Origin of the sequence: Rhizobium album (genome assembly GCF_003122325.1) — a bacterium.
GTDB classification, from domain to species: domain Bacteria; phylum Pseudomonadota; class Alphaproteobacteria; order Rhizobiales; family Rhizobiaceae; genus Metarhizobium; species Metarhizobium album.
The window spans coordinates 403,499-418,966 of the sequence record NZ_QFBC01000003.1 but is presented as its reverse complement, the minus strand read 5'-3'; the positions used below and the strand labels follow the sequence as shown (position 1 = coordinate 418,966).

Genomic DNA, 15,468 nt, shown 5'->3' with positions numbered 1-15,468 from the left:
GTTCTCTTCATGTTCTCCCTGGTGGAGAGAGTCAATAGGTGCTATCTGAATGACAGGTTTAAGCAAATTTCATTTTACAAATTTGATATGGTGGCACTGGAAGGATTGGGGAATTTCATGCCGCATTTTACACACGCAGGCATGGCGCGGCATTGTTTTTGAACGATTTGCGATGTGACTCTTAATCAGCGGGTCGTAGGTTCGAGCCCTACATCACCCACCATCATTTTTACGGAAAAGATCGACCGGGACAAGGCGTGTTTATCGTTCCCGAACATCGCATCGAAACCCGTCATTTCCGGGCTTTTTGCGATAACGTTGATGTTCGGGACGTGGGGCGGAGGTCACATGGACCGCTGCCCATAAACTTTCACGACGTACAAAAAAACAGGCCACCGAAGCGATCGGGCTATCGAGCGGCGATTGCATGTGCGCCACCTACTCCACCTCTTTCACCCGCCCGCGTATCCTCCATAGAAACCATATCGGAAAGCCGAATTCGGCCAGCACGATTACTCCGAGGACCAGCAGGTAGTGAGGATCAAAAAGCGCCAGCAGGGGAACTGCTGGTATAGCCGATGCCATTCCAGCCATCAGGATCCAGAGTGCTCGGCGCCCAGCGGGGGCAATAGGGACCAGTCGCCGCGGATAACTCGCATCCGCCTCGAACCAAGGTTCGAGACCCACCTCCGGACGCCATTTGAAGAAGTCGGTCACCTGCGCTGTGCTCCTAGGCAAAAAATTTGCCGCGCAACCTCAAACGTACCAGATGCCATTCTCGATATCCAAGGCCACATTCGCCTTGTTCTCGTTACTTTCTGAAAACGAGGCGAGCATCTTCTCACGCTCAAGGCCTCCATCCAATTCCGCTATCCAATACGAAAAGCCACCATCGTCCGGTGACCGGTCCAAGACATTTTGGTAGACCAAGCTGAGAAACGCGGAATTGCTTACTGTATCAGGTGTACCATACGTGATCCTGAACTCGTCTGAGACAATGAAGCTGTTCGCCATCGAAATGAGATCGGTGGCCGCATCATCGAGTTCCTGGATCCAATGGCCAAGGCCGCTGGCATCCGGCTTGCGATCAAAGGCGGCTTGGTACAGGCGATATGCCTGTCCCGCATTTCCGTCCCGATCGAACGCGACACTCTGATCGTAGAAATGCGCCCGGCTAAAGCCCAAGATGTTGTCGTGATCTCCGGTTTGAAAATGAGTAATAGAGGCCCCGCCTTCATAGGCTGTGACATAGACGTCACTCGAATTTGCAGAGAAATACGCCTCATTTCCGTTGCCTTGTGCAACATAGGTGTCACTTCCACCACTGTCGGAGACGGAGCTTCCTCCCGTTCCCATCAGAACAACATCATCCCCATCGGCAGTGTCGATGCCAATTGCGCTTCCAGGAGTAACAATGAAATCGTTGCCATTCGAGGATTGGGGTTCACCGGCGCCGAATTTGACGTCAGATGTGCCGTACTCGATATTGTTGATAGAGATATTCAGTGCCTTGTATACAGGGTCGAGGTAATTCGATTTTAGGAGACCGTTTCTCTCCATAACAGACCCCAGGCCATTGGCAAAGTTGGCATAGGTCTCCACAAAAAGGCGGTCACTCATTTGCTTGTATTCGGTCGCAGACATGGTGCCGAAACCAAGAATACCCTTTTTTAGCACGTCACCGGATTCATTTGCGAAATTAACAAGTAAACCCCGAGCCTCCTCTGTGTTCATTAGGCTATTGACTAGCTGCTGTCCGAGTTGTGGCGTGAGAATCTTGATTACTGCGTTCTTGCCTGCTTCCTCGAGAGCGTCGGAAACGACTTCTTTCCCGCATCCCATATAGCTTTGGGCCAATTGAATTTTACATCGCCGTTTTCATCCACTGTGGGGTCTTCCCCAGGCTCGCCATCAGGGCTCTCGCCAATTATCGGGATATCGGAAGGCAACACGAAGTCATCGTCAACGGCGACCGTGTACCAAAGCGGAATTTCACGATTGTGAACTAAGAAGTACTCTTGTTGTTGTTTTTCGTAGCTAACGCCTGCAATTGAATTTCTTGTATAATCGTAACCGGTGTTGGGGTCATATTCCCAACCGTTATAATAATCGGCAGGAGTTTCATTCGGATCATACACAATGTCAAATTTAGAATATACTGAGTATGATCCAATTTTGAGTGTATCGACATAATTCCAATCACTCGGTCGCGCTTCCAATAATTCAATCGCCACTTTCACATAAATATATTTTGCCATCTCCATCTCCTTTATGATGTAATAATATACACAAGGGCCAGAGTTGAAGCAATATTTGGCTCGAAGCTGTTAATCACCAATCCAGCGGGAATTCGAGGTCTCCAGTTGATAGGAAACGATGTGAAGCTAGGCCGAAAGCCCAAGCCTACGCTTCAACGCACAGCATTCTCGCCGGTAAATGAGGGTGTAATTGAGGTATGATCAGATTTTCAAAATTTACGGATCCGAGTACCGCTCAAACCTCCAACAAGGGTTTTTGAAACCGCTTGCAGCAAGTCACGATCTTTGATTTCGCTTTCGCTCTTTGGTCCTGAACGTCGGTTTCGCAAAACCGTTGCGCAGTCTTAGGTGATATGCCTAGTGGAATTTGAGGTGCGCCTCTTCTGCTGCCGTCATGAAGGCCTGGCGTGCCTGTTCGGCGCTTTTACGCCCGTCTATGGCGGCGCGGCAGATGCTGCGGGCAGCAACATATTGCGGGCCGCGGCGGTCGGGCCAGAGATGGGCCAGGCAATTGAGTGCGTCGAGCGGGCCGTGCACTTCGCGCATCTCATCCTGCTGGAAGCCGATTTCCAGGGGTTGGTTCCAGACGATCTGTTTCATCGTGTCCTCCTCATATTGGCAAACAACGGCAAAGCACGCCATACGGTTCCGGATGCCCGAAAGGCAGGCAGGCTCACTCCTCCGAAAACAGCATATCGCAGAAGCCTTTCCGAAAACAAGAAAATCGAACCGGGTCGCTTCGGGGTGGCAAGGCAAAAAAAATTGAATAAAAGTCGAACCGCCGGGAACTTTCTTCCATGGGTCGCGTTAATGGCCCGATGGCTGGTCATGCCGGCTGAAATTTGAGATATGTCCAATGGTCCTCTGCAGGGATGATAATTCATTTTCTTATGGGTTCGAGTTTATTGATGCCCTTTCCCGTCGATGAGTTGCTGCCTAGCCACCGTCTTCCAGGTGTGTTTTCTCCGCGGAAACATGCTGGGCGGAAACATGCTGGGCGGAAACATGCTGGATGGTGCCGTCGGGGCTTGTCCGTGAGCAACTTGTTCATGAACAGGACGATCGATTTCGTTTCGCTCTCCGTGCCTGTACAGGGCGATGCAGGCTTCCCGGGTGAGGGCGACCGATGCCGATGACCGAACAAGCGGCAGCGACGGGCGCAACCCGGATTCTCTACATCGACGACGACGTGGCGCTGTCCCATCTGGTGCGCAAGCACCTGCAGCGTCGAGGATACGAAGTCTATTGCGCCACCGACGGGCTGAGCGGGCTGACGCGCATGCGCGAGGGCGATATCGATGCCGTGGCGCTCGATCATTTCCTCGGCGGCGAGATCGGCCTCGACATCCTGCGCTGCATCGTCGAGGAGGCGAGCCATCTTCCGGTGATTTACGTCACCGGGTCCAGCGACACCGGCGTCGCAGTGGCTGCCCTGAAGATGGGCGCGGACGATTATGTCATCAAGAATGCTTCTGCGGACTATATCGATCTGCTGGCCGCGGCGCTCGAGCAGGGCCTTGACCGGGCGCGCTACCGGCGCGAGACGGCCGAAGCCCAGGAGGCCATCCGCCGGGAAAGGGACCGCGCCGAACTGTTGCTCGCCGAGGTCAACCACCGTGTCGCCAACAGCCTCGGCCTGGTTGCCGCCCTCGTGCGCATGCAGGCTTCGGTCACCAAGGATAAGGCCGCAGTCGATGCCCTGCAGGAGACGCAGGTGCGCATCAATGCCATCGGCAGCGTTCATCGCCGCCTCTATACCGGTATGCATGTCGGCCAGGTGGATTTTTACGATTACCTGTCGAGCCTGCTCGGCGAACTCGAAAACTCGATGCACGACGAACGACGCCCGCATCGTGTCAAGCTGACGGCGCCATCGCTGTCCTTGCCGACCGACAAGGTGATCACCATCGGGCTGATCATCAGCGAACTGGTGACGAATTCCTTCAAATATGCTTTCGACGACGGCCAGCGTGGCGAGATCCGCGTGCTTGTGGAGCAGCACGCGGGGGACCGCATCGGTGTGACGGTCGAGGACGACGGCAGGGGGTTCGAGCGCAGCGAGCCGATCAAGGGAACCGGCCTCGGGACCAAGATCATGACGGCGATGGCTTCGAGCCTGTCCAGCGAGATCGTCTATGACAGTGCTCGCGGCATCGGGGCGAGGGCCACGATCGAGTTTTCCATCACATGACCGCTTATCGTCTTGCTTTCGTCATCGTGGCAGCGGATGTGTCATGGTGGCCGCAAAGACGTGGAGGTATGGCATGGCAACGGTTGTCGAACAGCAGAACGACGTTCTGGCATTCTGGTTCAAGGAACTGACACAGGAGGATTGGTTCCGCTCGGATCCCGGTCTCGATGCAACTGTCACGGCGCGGTTCCGCGACCTGCATCTCGCGCTGGCACACGGCGTCGGCGAGGAATGGCGTTCATCGGCCATGGCGCGTCTTGCGGCCATCGTCGTGCTCGACCAGTTTCCGCGCAACATCTATCGCGGTACGCCGCTGGCTTTTGCCACCGACGGGTTGGCGCGACGGGAAGCCGAACTGGCGATCGAGGCAGGAGCGGACCTGCAGGTCGACGAGGCTATCCGCTGCTTCTTCTACATGCCTTTCGAACATTCTGAAGATCTCGTAGATCAGAACAGGGCCGTGGTGTTGTTCGAAACGCTCGGTCACGCGCTCTATCTCGATTATGCCGAACGTCACCGCCAGGTGATCGTGGATTTCGGCCGTTTTCCCCACCGCAACGCCTTCCTGGGGCGCGTTTCCACCGAGGCGGAAAAACTCTATCTGGCGCAGCCGGGAGCGGGATTCTGAGCCGGGCACAAGCGTCGGTGCCTTCATGCCGCCTTTCTTTCCTTTAGGTAGAAGGGGCGGTATTTTTACGAATCCCCTGGTCTGGAAGGCTTCCTTTGCGCATCTTCAATTTTCCGTTTTACCTGCTGCTGCTCCTGGCGTTGTGGTCTGCTTCGGCCCCGGCTTCCGCAGTCGCCCAGGACCAGCCCCGGGCCGCTGTCGAGGGCCAGGCGGAAAAGCTGAACGAGACGATCGACAAGGGGCGCACCGATCTTGCCGCCGCCCGCAGTCGTATCGATGCGCTGAAGCAGCAGGTGGCGGCCTACGCCAACGACGATGCCCGCCTCGTCGATCTCAAGGCGGAGGTAGAGGAGGCGACGCGCACGATCATCGCCATTTCCGTCAGTCTGCGTCCGCGGTTCGAAGCCATCAAGAGCCGTCTGGCCGAGCTTGGCGATCCGCCGGCGGAGGGCCAGCCGCCGGAGGCCGATATCGTCACCAGCGAGCGCAAGCAACTGGGAGCGGAACGGTCGCTCATCAACGCGTTGACCGGCGAGGCCGAAGACCTGTCGATCAGCGCCACCAGCCTGTCCAACCAGATCACCGATATCCGCCGGCGCCTGTTTACCGAAACGCTGTTCAAGCGCTCGGACATTTCCGTCGATTCGTTCAATATCGCGGGAAAGGCGCTGGTCGCCGAGATGGCGGATCTGCAGCGGGCTTTCGGGAGCTGGATCAAGTTCGTCTGGAAGTTCAAGCGGCTGCCGCTGCTCACGGCGGTTCTGCTCTCCCTCTTCGCCGCGATGATTTTCCTTGTGGGCAGTTATCGCCTGTTCGGCCATTTCACCCATCGTGACCGGACCGTCGTCGATCCGCCCTATATCGCCCGCCTGTCCTTCGCCTTCTGGTCGACGATGATCCAGACGCTGTCGCTGGTGGCGTTTCTCGCCTCGTCGTTCTTCTTCATGAACAGTTTTAACGTCCTGCGCGCGGACATCGCCCCGATCATATCCTCCGCGCTCGGCTTCACCGGTGCCGTTTATTTCGTCGGCAGGCTGACGCATGCGGTATTTGCCCCCGGACGGCCCGACTGGCGCCTGGTCAGGGTGTCGAATACCGGCGCCCACCAGCTCGACTGGGCGATCTTGGCAATGGCCTTCGTCAGCGGCGTGGATTATGTCTTCAGCGGCATCAGCGAGGCGCTGGGCTCCCCCGTCATCCTGACGGTGATGAAGAGTTTTGCAGCATCGCTGGTCGTCGGCCTCATCCTTTTCATCATATCTTTCCTGAGGCCCGTGCTGGCGGTAAGCGGCGATCCGGAGGAGCGGGGCAGGCCATGGCCGCGACTGATGGCCATCCTCCTGCGGCTGACGGGCGTCGCCCTCGTGGTTGCCTGCGTCACCGGCTATGTCGGGCTTGCCCGCTTCGTCGCCACCCAGATCGTGCTGACAGGCGCAGTGGTCGCGACCATGTATATCGGCATCCTGTGCGGCAAGGCAGTCGGCAAGCGCGGGGCCTTTGCGGAGACCCGGCTTGGTGTCTATCTCGGCGCGCGTTACGGGCTGGGGCCGGTGGCGCTCGACCAGATCGGCCTCGCCGCCGGGCTCGGTATCTACGCCTTCGCACTGATGACCGGCGTTCCTCTGATCCTGCTCTCCTGGGGATTTCAGGTGGGTGACCTGGAGCAATGGGCCTATCGCCTGTTTACCGAAATCCGCATCGGCAACATCAGTATTTCGCTGATGAGCATTCTCGGCGGTGTTCTGCTGTTCGTCTTCGGCCTGCTGATGACGCGCTGGCTGCAGAAATGGATCGACGGCAACGTCATGGACCGGTCTCAGGTCGATGCCGGCGTGCGTAACTCGGTGAAGACGGGCGTTGGTTATCTCGGCGTGGCGGTTGCCGGCCTGATCGGCATTTCGGCGGCCGGGCTCGACCTGTCGAGCTTTGCGCTGGTTGCCGGTGCGCTGTCCCTCGGTGTCGGTTTCGGCCTCCAGAACATCGTCTCGAATTTCGTCTCCGGCCTTATCCTGCTCGTCGAGCGGCCCTTCAAGGTCGGAGATTGGGTGGTGACGGGTACGACGGAAGGTTTCGTCAAGCGGATCTCGGTGCGCGCCACCGAGATAGAGACGTTCCAGCGCCAGTCGATCATGGTGCCGAACTCGCTGTTCATCAACGCATCCGTCGGCAACTGGACGCACCGCAACAAGCTCGGCCGCGCCGATATTTCCGTCGTCGTCAGCTATGACAGCGATCCGCGCCGGATCATGCAATTGCTGAAGGAAATTGCCGAAGGGCATCCGAAGGTGCTGCGCAACCCGGCGCCCATGGCGATTTTCAGCGCCTTCGGCGAGGCGACCATGACCTTCGAACTGCGCGCCTATCTGGCGGATATCGTCAATGGCGGCGAGGTGCGCAACGACCTGCGCCTGGCGATCTTCGAACGTTTTCGCCAGGAGGGGCTCGGCATGCCCTTCAAGAAGGAAGACGGGGTGCCGAAGGATCCGCCGGAAGAAGACGAAACGCGCGAGCCGCTGCCGGAGGCCAAGCCGGAGCCGCGGCCAGCGCCGGTCGTCAACGCGCAGAGCGGCAAATCGATCGGCTGAACGGCAGCCATCCGCCCCATTCAGGCGCTATTCAGTTCCATTGCATTAGAGAGTAGGCAAACGCCTCGACCGGCAGTAAGCTTGGACCGAGGCGGGCCGTTATATCGTGTCGATGGGACCGAGAGCGGCCGTCACAGGGGCGGTGTCGGACACCGATAGGCAATGAAATCAGTCTTGGGTTCGCTTGTTGCATTCTGCATTTTTGCCGCACCGGCCGCCGCGGCGACGGTGACAAACAAGGATGGCGCGACCGTCGTCCTCACGGTCGTCGAAAACGGCAGCCGCATGGAAATCGTCCTCGATGCCGGCGGCTCGGAAACGTTGTGCCCGACGGGATGCTTCGTCACGCTGCCGAACGGTGACCGTATCGCACTCGACGGCGGCGAAAATGTGGAAATCCAGAACGGCTCGGCGGTGATCAAGTAGGCTCTACGGGGCTTCAAGTCTTTGGCGCCGTTTATGGTGAACAACACCTTCTGCGCCTTCCGTCGGATGCCAAAAGAACGGCCGCAGGCGGGATTGCCTGGTTAACATTTCCGCAAATGGTTTGTTTTATTGTCTGAATTGGGGTCATTTCATTTCAGGCAAGGGCAATTCATGTCATTTCTAGGTATTTCCGGGATGCAATATTCTGGCGAGTCACTCGCGCAGGCCCGGATTCTCGTCGCTGAGGATTCGAACGTTTTCACGTCGATGATCAGCACGCGTCTCAAGGAACTGTTCGATATCGAGGTGGAGATTTGCCGCGACTTCGAAGAGGTCCAGTTTGCCTTCGACAAATCGTCGGAACCGATTGCGCTGGCCATTTCCAACATCAACCTTCCCGGTGCCGAAAACGGCGAAGCGCTCGATTACCTGATCGACCTGTCGATCCCGACCATCGTTTTTACCGGCACGTTCCAGGAAAAGATCCGCGACCAGATTCTCGCCAAGGATATCGTCGACTACGTGCTGAAGGACAATGTCTTCGCGGTCGAGATGCTGGCCGAATCCGTCTGCCGGTTCCTGACCAACCAGCGCCATCACGTGCTGATCGTCGATGACAGCGCCACGGCGCGCGCCTTGTTGTCGACGCGCCTCAAGCGCTACAATTTCCGGGTGAGCGTTGCCGAAAACGGCGCCAAGGCGCTGGCGATCCTCAAGGCGAACCGTGATATCGGCCTGATGGTCACCGACTACAACATGCCCGATATCGACGGCTTCGAACTGACGCGGCGCATCCGCTCGTCCATCGGTTCGCATGAACTGCGCATCATCGGCGTTTCCTCGTCCACCGACCGGCTGCTGTCGGCCCGCTTCCTCAAGGCCGGCGGCAATGACTTCATGCTGCGGCCGTTCATCGACGAAGAGTTCTATTGCCGCGTCAACCAGAACCTCGACACGCTGGTGCAGATCAAGAGCGCGCGCCGCTCCGACACACGGCGCTGATCCGGCCCTTATCTGGCTCGGAATAAAAAGTGCCCTGCCATGATCCGTTGAAGAGCGGGCCGGGCAGGCCACTTTGGTTGTCAGGGTTTGTGGTGCAGGCCGGGCCGTGGCCGTGAAGCGCCCACCTGAGCGGGCGCCCCGGCCACCGCGTCAGATGACGACGCCGGTACGGTTGGTCGACGTGGTCAGCTTGCGCTCGGCGCGCTCCTGCTGCGGCGAGCGGTTGTAGAGTTCGCGATAACACTTCGAAAAGTGCGACGCCGACACGAAGCCGCAGGCGACGGCGACTTCTACCACCGGCATAGAGGACTGCACCAGCAGGTGCCGGGCGCGGTCGAGGCGGATTTCCAGGTAGTAGCGGGCCGGCGAGCGGCCCATTTCCTGGCGGAACAGCCGTTCGATCTGCCGGCGGGAGAGGCCGGCGTCGTCGGCGATCTCGATCAGCGACAGCGGTTCGGCGAGATTGCTTTCCATCAGTTCGATGATCGACAGCACCTTGGAGTTCTGGACGCCGAGCCGGGCGCGCAGCGGCAGGCGCTGGCGGTCGTGCGGCGAGCGGACGCGGTCGGTCAGCGCCTGTTCGCAGACGCGGTTGACGAGGTTTTCGCCAAAATCCTGGCCGATCAGGTTGAGCATCATGTCGAGCGACGACGTGCCGCCGGCGCAGGTGTAGATGTTGCTGTCGACTTCATAGAGGTCGGCATAGACCTCGGCCTGCGGGAAGGCTTCCGAAAAGCCCGGGAGATTTTCCCAGTGGATGGCGCAGCGCTTGCCGTTCAGGAGGCCGGCCTGGGCAAGCACATGCGCGCCCGTACAGAGGCTGCCGACGGCGACGCCACGATTGTAGGTCTCGCGCAGGTAGGCGTTGACGGATTTGTTGTGGAACTCTTCCACATAGATGCCCGAACAGACGAGCACCATGTTCGGCCGGTTTTCGCCGCCGAGGTTGCGGCGCTCGTCGGCCAGCGACGAGGTGACCTCGATGCCGATGCCGCTGGAGGAATAGACCTTTTCGCCATCGGCCGAGGCCAGCCGCCAGACATAGGCGGAATAACCGAGCATCCGGTTGGCGATCCGCAGCGTTTCGATCGCCGCAGCGAACGGCAGCATGGTGAAATGCGGGACGAGGAAGAAGACAAGGGAACGTTTCTTGGTAGGCGCTTTGCTCATCGAGGAATATCCATGCCACGGTGTTGCGGAGCAATCGTTCGTTCCGCCGGCGTTTTGGCCTAAAAGCGACACTGACACGAATGTTCCGGCTTGGGAAGCATGGAAAACGCCTCCTTTTCGGTATTTTTGCGACACGGAGATGCAAGCGGCGACCGCAATATTCTTGCAGAAGTCGCGAATATACTCGTAATATGCTGAAAATTAAAGGATATTGTTGGGAGGGGCGTCTTGGAAAAACCGCCGGTGGCATGGAGGCCGGCGGTTTCTCATCCGTTGGGGATGTCGCTTTTGTTATTGCATGCCGGCATCAGCGGTTGCCTGCCTGGCAGCGGATGTCGGTTGTGGGCCAGCCGATATCCTTGCGCATGTCAGCCGGCATGGCCTCGATGGCGCGTTCCGTCTGCCAGCGCTTCCATCCATCGCGGACGCGATCGATGAAGCGGGCGGCGGTCTTAGGCGAGCAGGCAATCGGAACGAACCGTTCCGGCGAGGTACTTCTCGGGGTATGAGCAAGCGAAGTCATTGTCAGGTTCCTTTCCGTTTGATGCGAAGCCGAGGGCCATCGTCTCCGATGATCACTATGCTTGCGGCCAATACATCAAACAAGTGAATAGATTTTATTTGGTTCATCAGTTTTGTTTATGTGTTTCGATTGGCGAAACCGATCGGCCGGTTCGCCGCGATCCGTGGATGGGCGCGGGGCGGCCAGTCGAGGTCGAGGCCGAGACCGAGCGGCAGCCGGGCGATTTCAGCATCCGCCAGACGCCGTGCGCGGGCGATTTCATCCAACGATCCCGCCGGAATTGCGCCCTTGCGCAGCAGGATCAAGCAGAGACGGTAGAGGCTCATGATCTTCTCCTTTTGGCTCGTGTGGAGTTCGTTCCTCTGATGCCAGCAGTCTCGCTCATGGTTGACATTCAATCAAACGAAATGATATCGTCATTAAAATCAGAAAAATTGAAAGATGAGGACATGACCGCAATCTTCCGTCAGCCGCTTCCCTTGCTCGACATCGAAATCCTGCGCACCTTCGTGGCCATTGCGGAGACCGGCAATTTTTCGACCGCCGCCGATGCGGTGCTGCGCACGCCCTCCGCGGTATCGATGCAGGTGAAGAAGCTGGAAGAGCAACTCGGCACCGTGCTTTTCCTGCGTGACGCCCGTTCGGTTGCGCTGACGGAAAATGGCGAAACCCTGCTGGGCTACGCGCGGCGCATGATTGCGCTGTCCAACGAAGCGGTGTCGCGGTTCAAGATGCCGGAAATGCGCGGCGTGGTGCGGCTGGGAGCGCCGGACGATCTCGGCGAACGGCTGCTGCCGCGAATTCTCAAGAAATTCGCCGACACCCATCCGGGTATCACCATCGACGTCACGGTCGATATGAGCCTGCTGCTTCGCCGCCGGATGGAGGAACAGCGCCTCGACCTGGCGCTGATCAATTGCGCCAGCCGCCCGGTCTTTACCGGCGGGGAGGTGATCTTCACCGAGCGCCTGGTCTGGGCCGGCGCGAAATGCGGCACGGCGCACCTGCGCGATCCGCTGCCGATCTCGATCTGGGAAGACGGCTGCCTCTGGCGTTCGGAAGCGATCGCGCAGCTGGAACGCAGCCGGCGTCCTTACCGGGTCGCCTATCTCAGCGCCCACACGATGGCGCAACGCGCCGCGATCACCTCGGATCTCGCCGTAGCACCGTTTCCGCGTTCCTATGTCACGGAGGACATGGCAATCCTGGGCGAGAAGGAAGGCCTGCCGGAATTGCCGCCTTTCGACATCCGCATGATCGTCGCGCCGCAGGCGGCAACGCCGGTGCAGGTGGTGGCCGATTGCATCCGCGATGCCTTCCAGGACCTGTCGAAGGCGGCCTGAGCCGCCTTCGGGTGTCCTTTATTCGCGACTGCGGCGCCGGCGCCGGCCGCCGCCACCGTCTCCGCCGCCATCCTCGGACGGCGCCTTGCGTTCCGGCAGGGTGACCACGGTCGAAAGGTTGGGGAAGGCGTCGACCTTGTTCGGCATCGCCATGGCATCGATGAAAAGCTGCTGGAAGTTCGATTCCAGCGCCGTCTCGATCTTCTCGATCTTGCGGACGGTTTCTTCGATCTCTCGACGGTGGTCGCGGTTGAGCAGCGCCATCAACGCGCCGGTGCCGGCGGCGTTGCCGACCGACTTGACCTCGGCCAGGTCGCAATCGGGAATGAGGCCGAGCACCATGGCGTATTTCGGGTCGATGAACGAGCCGAAGGCGCCGGCGAAGCGGATGATGTCGACATGCGTCACCCCCTGCTTTTCCATTAGCAGCTTGATGCCGGCGTAAAGGGCTGCCTTGGCAAGCTGGATTGCCCGCACGTCGTTTTGGGTGACGGTGATGCGCGGCTCGCCATCGTGCAGCAGGTAGGAGAAGGTGCGGCCATTGGGAATGATCCGCGTGCTTTTTTCCGCCAACGACCCGTCGACGACGCCGTCTTCGGAAATGATGCCGGACAGATACATCTCGGCAATGACCTCGATGATCGCCGAGCCGCAGATGCCGGTGACGCCGACGGTCGAGGCGGCTTCGGCAAAACCCTCCTCATCCGACCATTTGTCGACGCCGATGACGCGGAATTTCGGTTCCAGCGTCTGCGGATCGATGCGCACGCGCTCGATGGCGCCGGGGGCGGCGCGCTGGCCGGAGGAGATTTCCGCGCCTTCGAAGGCCGGGCCGGTGGGCGAGGAGGCGGCGACGACACGCTTGCGGTTGCCGAGCACGATCTCGGCATTGGTGCCGACATCGACCAGCAGCATCATCTTGTCCTGCCGATACGGGCCTTCGGCGAGCGTCGCGCCCGCCGCATCGGCGCCGACATGACCGGCGATGCAGGGCAGGGTGTAGACGCGGGCACCGCGGTTGACGTCGATGTCGATCTCGTGCGCCCAGTATTGCAGCGCGCCGGAGACGGCGAGCGCGAACGGCGCCTGGCCGAGTTCGGTCGGATCGATGCCGAGGAACAGGTGGTGCATGATCGGGTTGGCGACGAACACCATGTCGAGGATATCGTGGCGGTCGACGGCGGCTTCCTCGCAGACCTTGCCGATCAGCCCGTTGATCGCCTCGCGCACCGCCTTGGTCATCGCCTCGCGGCCGTCCGGGTTCATCATCACGTAGGAGACGCGGCTCATCAGGTCCTCGCCGAAGCGGATCTGCGGGTTGGACGTGCCCGAGGAGCCGGCGATTCTGCCGGAGAGCAGCGAGACGAGATGCATGGCGATGGTCGTCGAGCCGATGTCGCAGGCGATGCCGTAGGCCTCGTTCTTCAGGCCCGGCCACAGGCCGATGATGAAGGGGCGGGAGGAATCCATGTCGCGATGGATCGCGGCGGTGACGCCCCAGTTGCCCTTGCGCAGGATGCCCTGCACCTGCGGGATGAGGTGCGGGGCGATCAGCAGGTTCTTCCAGCCCCAGTCGTTTTCCAGCACCGTCTTCAGCCGGTCGAGATCGCCGAGCGGCTTGTGCATGTCGGGTTCTTCCACCTCGACGTAACAGAGCTGCACCGCGGCATTGCGTTCGATGACGCGGTCGGTCGCCGCCTTGCGTACCACCTGGGCATTGACCACGGTATCCTGCGGCACGTCGATGACGAGGTCGCCCTGGATCAGGGCGGAACAGGAGAGGCGCCGGCCTTCCGGCAGGCCGCGGACCTTGTCGTAGCGCTCTTCCTTCGGTCCGACCGGCGAGATGTGGTCGTTGGAGGAAACGATCTGGTGCTTGGCGAAATTGCCTTCCTGCACCGAGACCTGACAGCGTCCGCAGGTGGCCCGGCCGCCGCAGACGCTTTCGACATAGACGCCGAGTTTTCGCGCGGCCTCGAGTACCGGCATGCCGACGGGAAACCTTCCCCGTTTACCGGACGGCATGAAGAGGACGAGGGCTTCTTTTTCGGCGGCTTCGGTCATGATCGACGTACTTCCTGAAATGCTATCATAGTGTGAGGGCTGGAATGACTGCCCTTCACGGTAACCCTCTCCGAGTTTGGGAGAGAGAACTTGTCCGGCTCCCCTTCTCCCCGGCGGGGAGAAGGTGGCCCGAAGGGTCGGATGAGGGGGCGACGCTTCGGCAATTTCCGTCCGGAGTGACACTCCGGCCGTTCGCGGCGGCGCCGCTTACCCCCTCATCGCCTCGCATTCGCTCGGCACTTCTCCCCGCTGCGGAGAAGAGGGCGTTTGGCTTTCACCTCACTGCGAAGCGGCACCCGAGCCGGCCCGCGCCGCACGGCCGCCGCGGCGGCCGCCGCCGCCTGCGGCCGGAGCTTGGGCGGCAGCGGCGGTTGCGCCGCCGCCCTCCGACGGCTTGTGGTCGCGGTAGGTCATGATCCAGTTGCTGCAGTTGGCGTCGGTGCCGTTCAAGACGTTGGCGGCGCGCACGGCTTCCATCTCCTGCGGGCGGCAGGGGTTCATGATCGCCGAGGTCATGCCGGCGCCGATGACCATCGGGATGAAGCCGGCATTGATGCCATGGCGGTGCGGCAGGCCGAAGGAGATATTGGACAGGCCGCAGGTGGTGTTGACCTTCAGCTCCTCACGCAGGCGGCGCAGCAGCGCGAAGACCTGGCGGCCGGCATCACCCAGAGCGCCGATCGGCATGACCAGCGGGTCGACGACGACGTCTTCCGGCTTGATGCCGTGGTCCATGGCGCGCTCGACGATCTTCTTGGCGACGGCGAAACGCACGTCCGGGTCCATTGAGATGCCCGTTTCGTCGTTGGAGATGGCGACGACCGGCACGTTGTACTTCTTGACCAGCGGCAGGATGGCTTCGAGCTTTTCTTCCTCGCCGGTGACGGAGTTGACCAGCGGACGGCCCTTGGCGACCTTGAGGCCGGCCTCGATGGCGGCGGTCACGGACGAGTCGATGGCGAGCGGCAGGTCGACGAGGCCCTGGACGATTTCCAGCGTCTGCACCAGCAGGCCGGGCTCGGTGGCGTTCGGATCGACGGCGGTGACGCCGGCATTGATGTCGAGCATGGTGGCGCCGGCGGCGGCCTGTTCCAGCGCGTCCTTGATGACCGTCTCGAAATTGCCGGCCTGCATTTCGGCGGCAAGCTTCTTTCGGCCGGTCGGGTTGATGCGCTCGCCGATGACGCAGAACGGCTGGTCGAAGCCGATGACGATTTCGCGTGTGGCAGATGCAACGATGGTGCGGGTCATATGTCGTCCTTTAGGGCGGCGGTTGAA

15 protein-coding genes are annotated in these 15,468 nt (G+C 60.1%); 6 read left to right on the top strand and 9 right to left on the bottom strand.

The genetic code is table 11. From position 1 onward, the window contains the following. Positions 1 to 438: 438 nt before the first annotated feature. From DEM27_RS10230 to DEM27_RS10220, 4 genes are all read right to left on the bottom strand, one after another. Complete coding sequence (locus DEM27_RS10230; RefSeq protein ID WP_128755477.1) at positions 439 to 717, bottom strand: hypothetical protein; 279 nt, start codon at positions 715 to 717, stop codon at positions 439 to 441. Between the two features lie 39 nt (positions 718 to 756). Further along, positions 757 to 1,734 (bottom strand): DUF4214 domain-containing protein, encoded by a 978-nt coding sequence (locus DEM27_RS10225; protein ID WP_165823387.1) that lies wholly within the window; start codon positions 1,732 to 1,734, stop codon positions 757 to 759. Positions 1,735 to 1,781: 47 nt separating this feature from the next. Beyond that, positions 1,782 to 2,258 carry a hypothetical protein gene (locus DEM27_RS33545; RefSeq protein ID WP_128755475.1) on the bottom strand — a complete coding sequence of 159 codons (477 nt, stop codon included), beginning with the start codon at positions 2,256 to 2,258 and terminating at the stop codon, positions 1,782 to 1,784. Positions 2,259 to 2,615: 357 nt separating this feature from the next. Next, the gene (locus DEM27_RS10220) at positions 2,616 to 2,858 is read right to left on the bottom strand and encodes a DUF982 domain-containing protein (RefSeq protein ID WP_109458103.1); all 243 of its coding nucleotides are present in this window, start codon (positions 2,856 to 2,858) and stop codon (positions 2,616 to 2,618) included. A gap of 532 nt (positions 2,859 to 3,390) precedes the next feature. Here DEM27_RS10220 and DEM27_RS10215 point away from each other — a divergent pair. The 5 genes from DEM27_RS10215 to DEM27_RS10195 all read left to right on the top strand — a co-directional run bounded on the left by DEM27_RS10215 (position 3,391) and on the right by DEM27_RS10195 (position 9,090). Then, a complete protein-coding gene (locus DEM27_RS10215; RefSeq protein ID WP_109458220.1) occupies positions 3,391 to 4,449 on the top strand; it encodes a histidine kinase dimerization/phosphoacceptor domain -containing protein in 1,059 nt (352 codons plus the stop codon). A gap of 73 nt (positions 4,450 to 4,522) precedes the next feature. After that, on the top strand, positions 4,523 to 5,077 hold the full coding sequence (locus DEM27_RS10210; RefSeq protein WP_109458102.1) for a DUF924 family protein: 555 nt from the start codon (positions 4,523 to 4,525) through the stop codon (positions 5,075 to 5,077). A 95-nt stretch (positions 5,078 to 5,172) separates the two neighbouring features. Next, positions 5,173 to 7,662, top strand: a complete 2,490-nt coding sequence (locus DEM27_RS10205; protein WP_245445767.1) for a mechanosensitive ion channel family protein — start codon at positions 5,173 to 5,175, stop codon at positions 7,660 to 7,662. 162 nt (positions 7,663 to 7,824) lie between these two features. Beyond that, positions 7,825 to 8,088, top strand: a complete 264-nt coding sequence (locus DEM27_RS10200) for a hypothetical protein (protein WP_109458101.1) — start codon at positions 7,825 to 7,827, stop codon at positions 8,086 to 8,088. A 171-nt stretch (positions 8,089 to 8,259) separates the two neighbouring features. Beyond that, entirely contained in the window at positions 8,260 to 9,090 is an 831-nt protein-coding gene (locus tag DEM27_RS10195; protein WP_109458100.1) for a response regulator, read from the top strand. A gap of 150 nt (positions 9,091 to 9,240) precedes the next feature. Here the strand turns inward: DEM27_RS10195 and DEM27_RS10190 are convergent, their stop codons facing one another. From DEM27_RS10190 to DEM27_RS10180, 3 genes are all read right to left on the bottom strand, one after another. Further along, on the bottom strand, positions 9,241 to 10,260 hold the full coding sequence (locus tag DEM27_RS10190) for a GlxA family transcriptional regulator (protein WP_109458099.1): 1,020 nt from the start codon (positions 10,258 to 10,260) through the stop codon (positions 9,241 to 9,243). A gap of 307 nt (positions 10,261 to 10,567) precedes the next feature. Further along, positions 10,568 to 10,783 (bottom strand): hypothetical protein, encoded by a 216-nt coding sequence (locus DEM27_RS10185; RefSeq protein ID WP_109458098.1) that lies wholly within the window; start codon positions 10,781 to 10,783, stop codon positions 10,568 to 10,570. 116 nt (positions 10,784 to 10,899) lie between these two features. Beyond that, on the bottom strand, positions 10,900 to 11,109 hold the full coding sequence (locus DEM27_RS10180) for a hypothetical protein (protein WP_109458097.1): 210 nt from the start codon (positions 11,107 to 11,109) through the stop codon (positions 10,900 to 10,902). 81 nt (positions 11,110 to 11,190) lie between these two features. On the opposite strand from DEM27_RS10180, the gene DEM27_RS10175 reads away from it, so the two are divergent. Continuing rightward, on the top strand, positions 11,191 to 12,126 hold the full coding sequence (locus tag DEM27_RS10175) for a LysR family transcriptional regulator (protein WP_109458096.1): 936 nt from the start codon (positions 11,191 to 11,193) through the stop codon (positions 12,124 to 12,126). An 18-nt stretch (positions 12,127 to 12,144) separates the two neighbouring features. Here DEM27_RS10175 and DEM27_RS10170 read toward each other — a convergent pair whose 3' ends face one another. Together DEM27_RS10170 and DEM27_RS10165 are read right to left on the bottom strand one after the other, a co-directional pair. Beyond that, positions 12,145 to 14,190 carry an ASKHA domain-containing protein gene (locus tag DEM27_RS10170; RefSeq protein ID WP_109458095.1) on the bottom strand — a complete coding sequence of 682 codons (2,046 nt, stop codon included), beginning with the start codon at positions 14,188 to 14,190 and terminating at the stop codon, positions 12,145 to 12,147. A gap of 279 nt (positions 14,191 to 14,469) precedes the next feature. After that, positions 14,470 to 15,441 (bottom strand): methyltetrahydrofolate cobalamin methyltransferase, encoded by a 972-nt coding sequence (locus DEM27_RS10165; RefSeq protein ID WP_109458094.1) that lies wholly within the window; start codon positions 15,439 to 15,441, stop codon positions 14,470 to 14,472. Positions 15,442 to 15,468 lie beyond the last annotated feature (27 nt).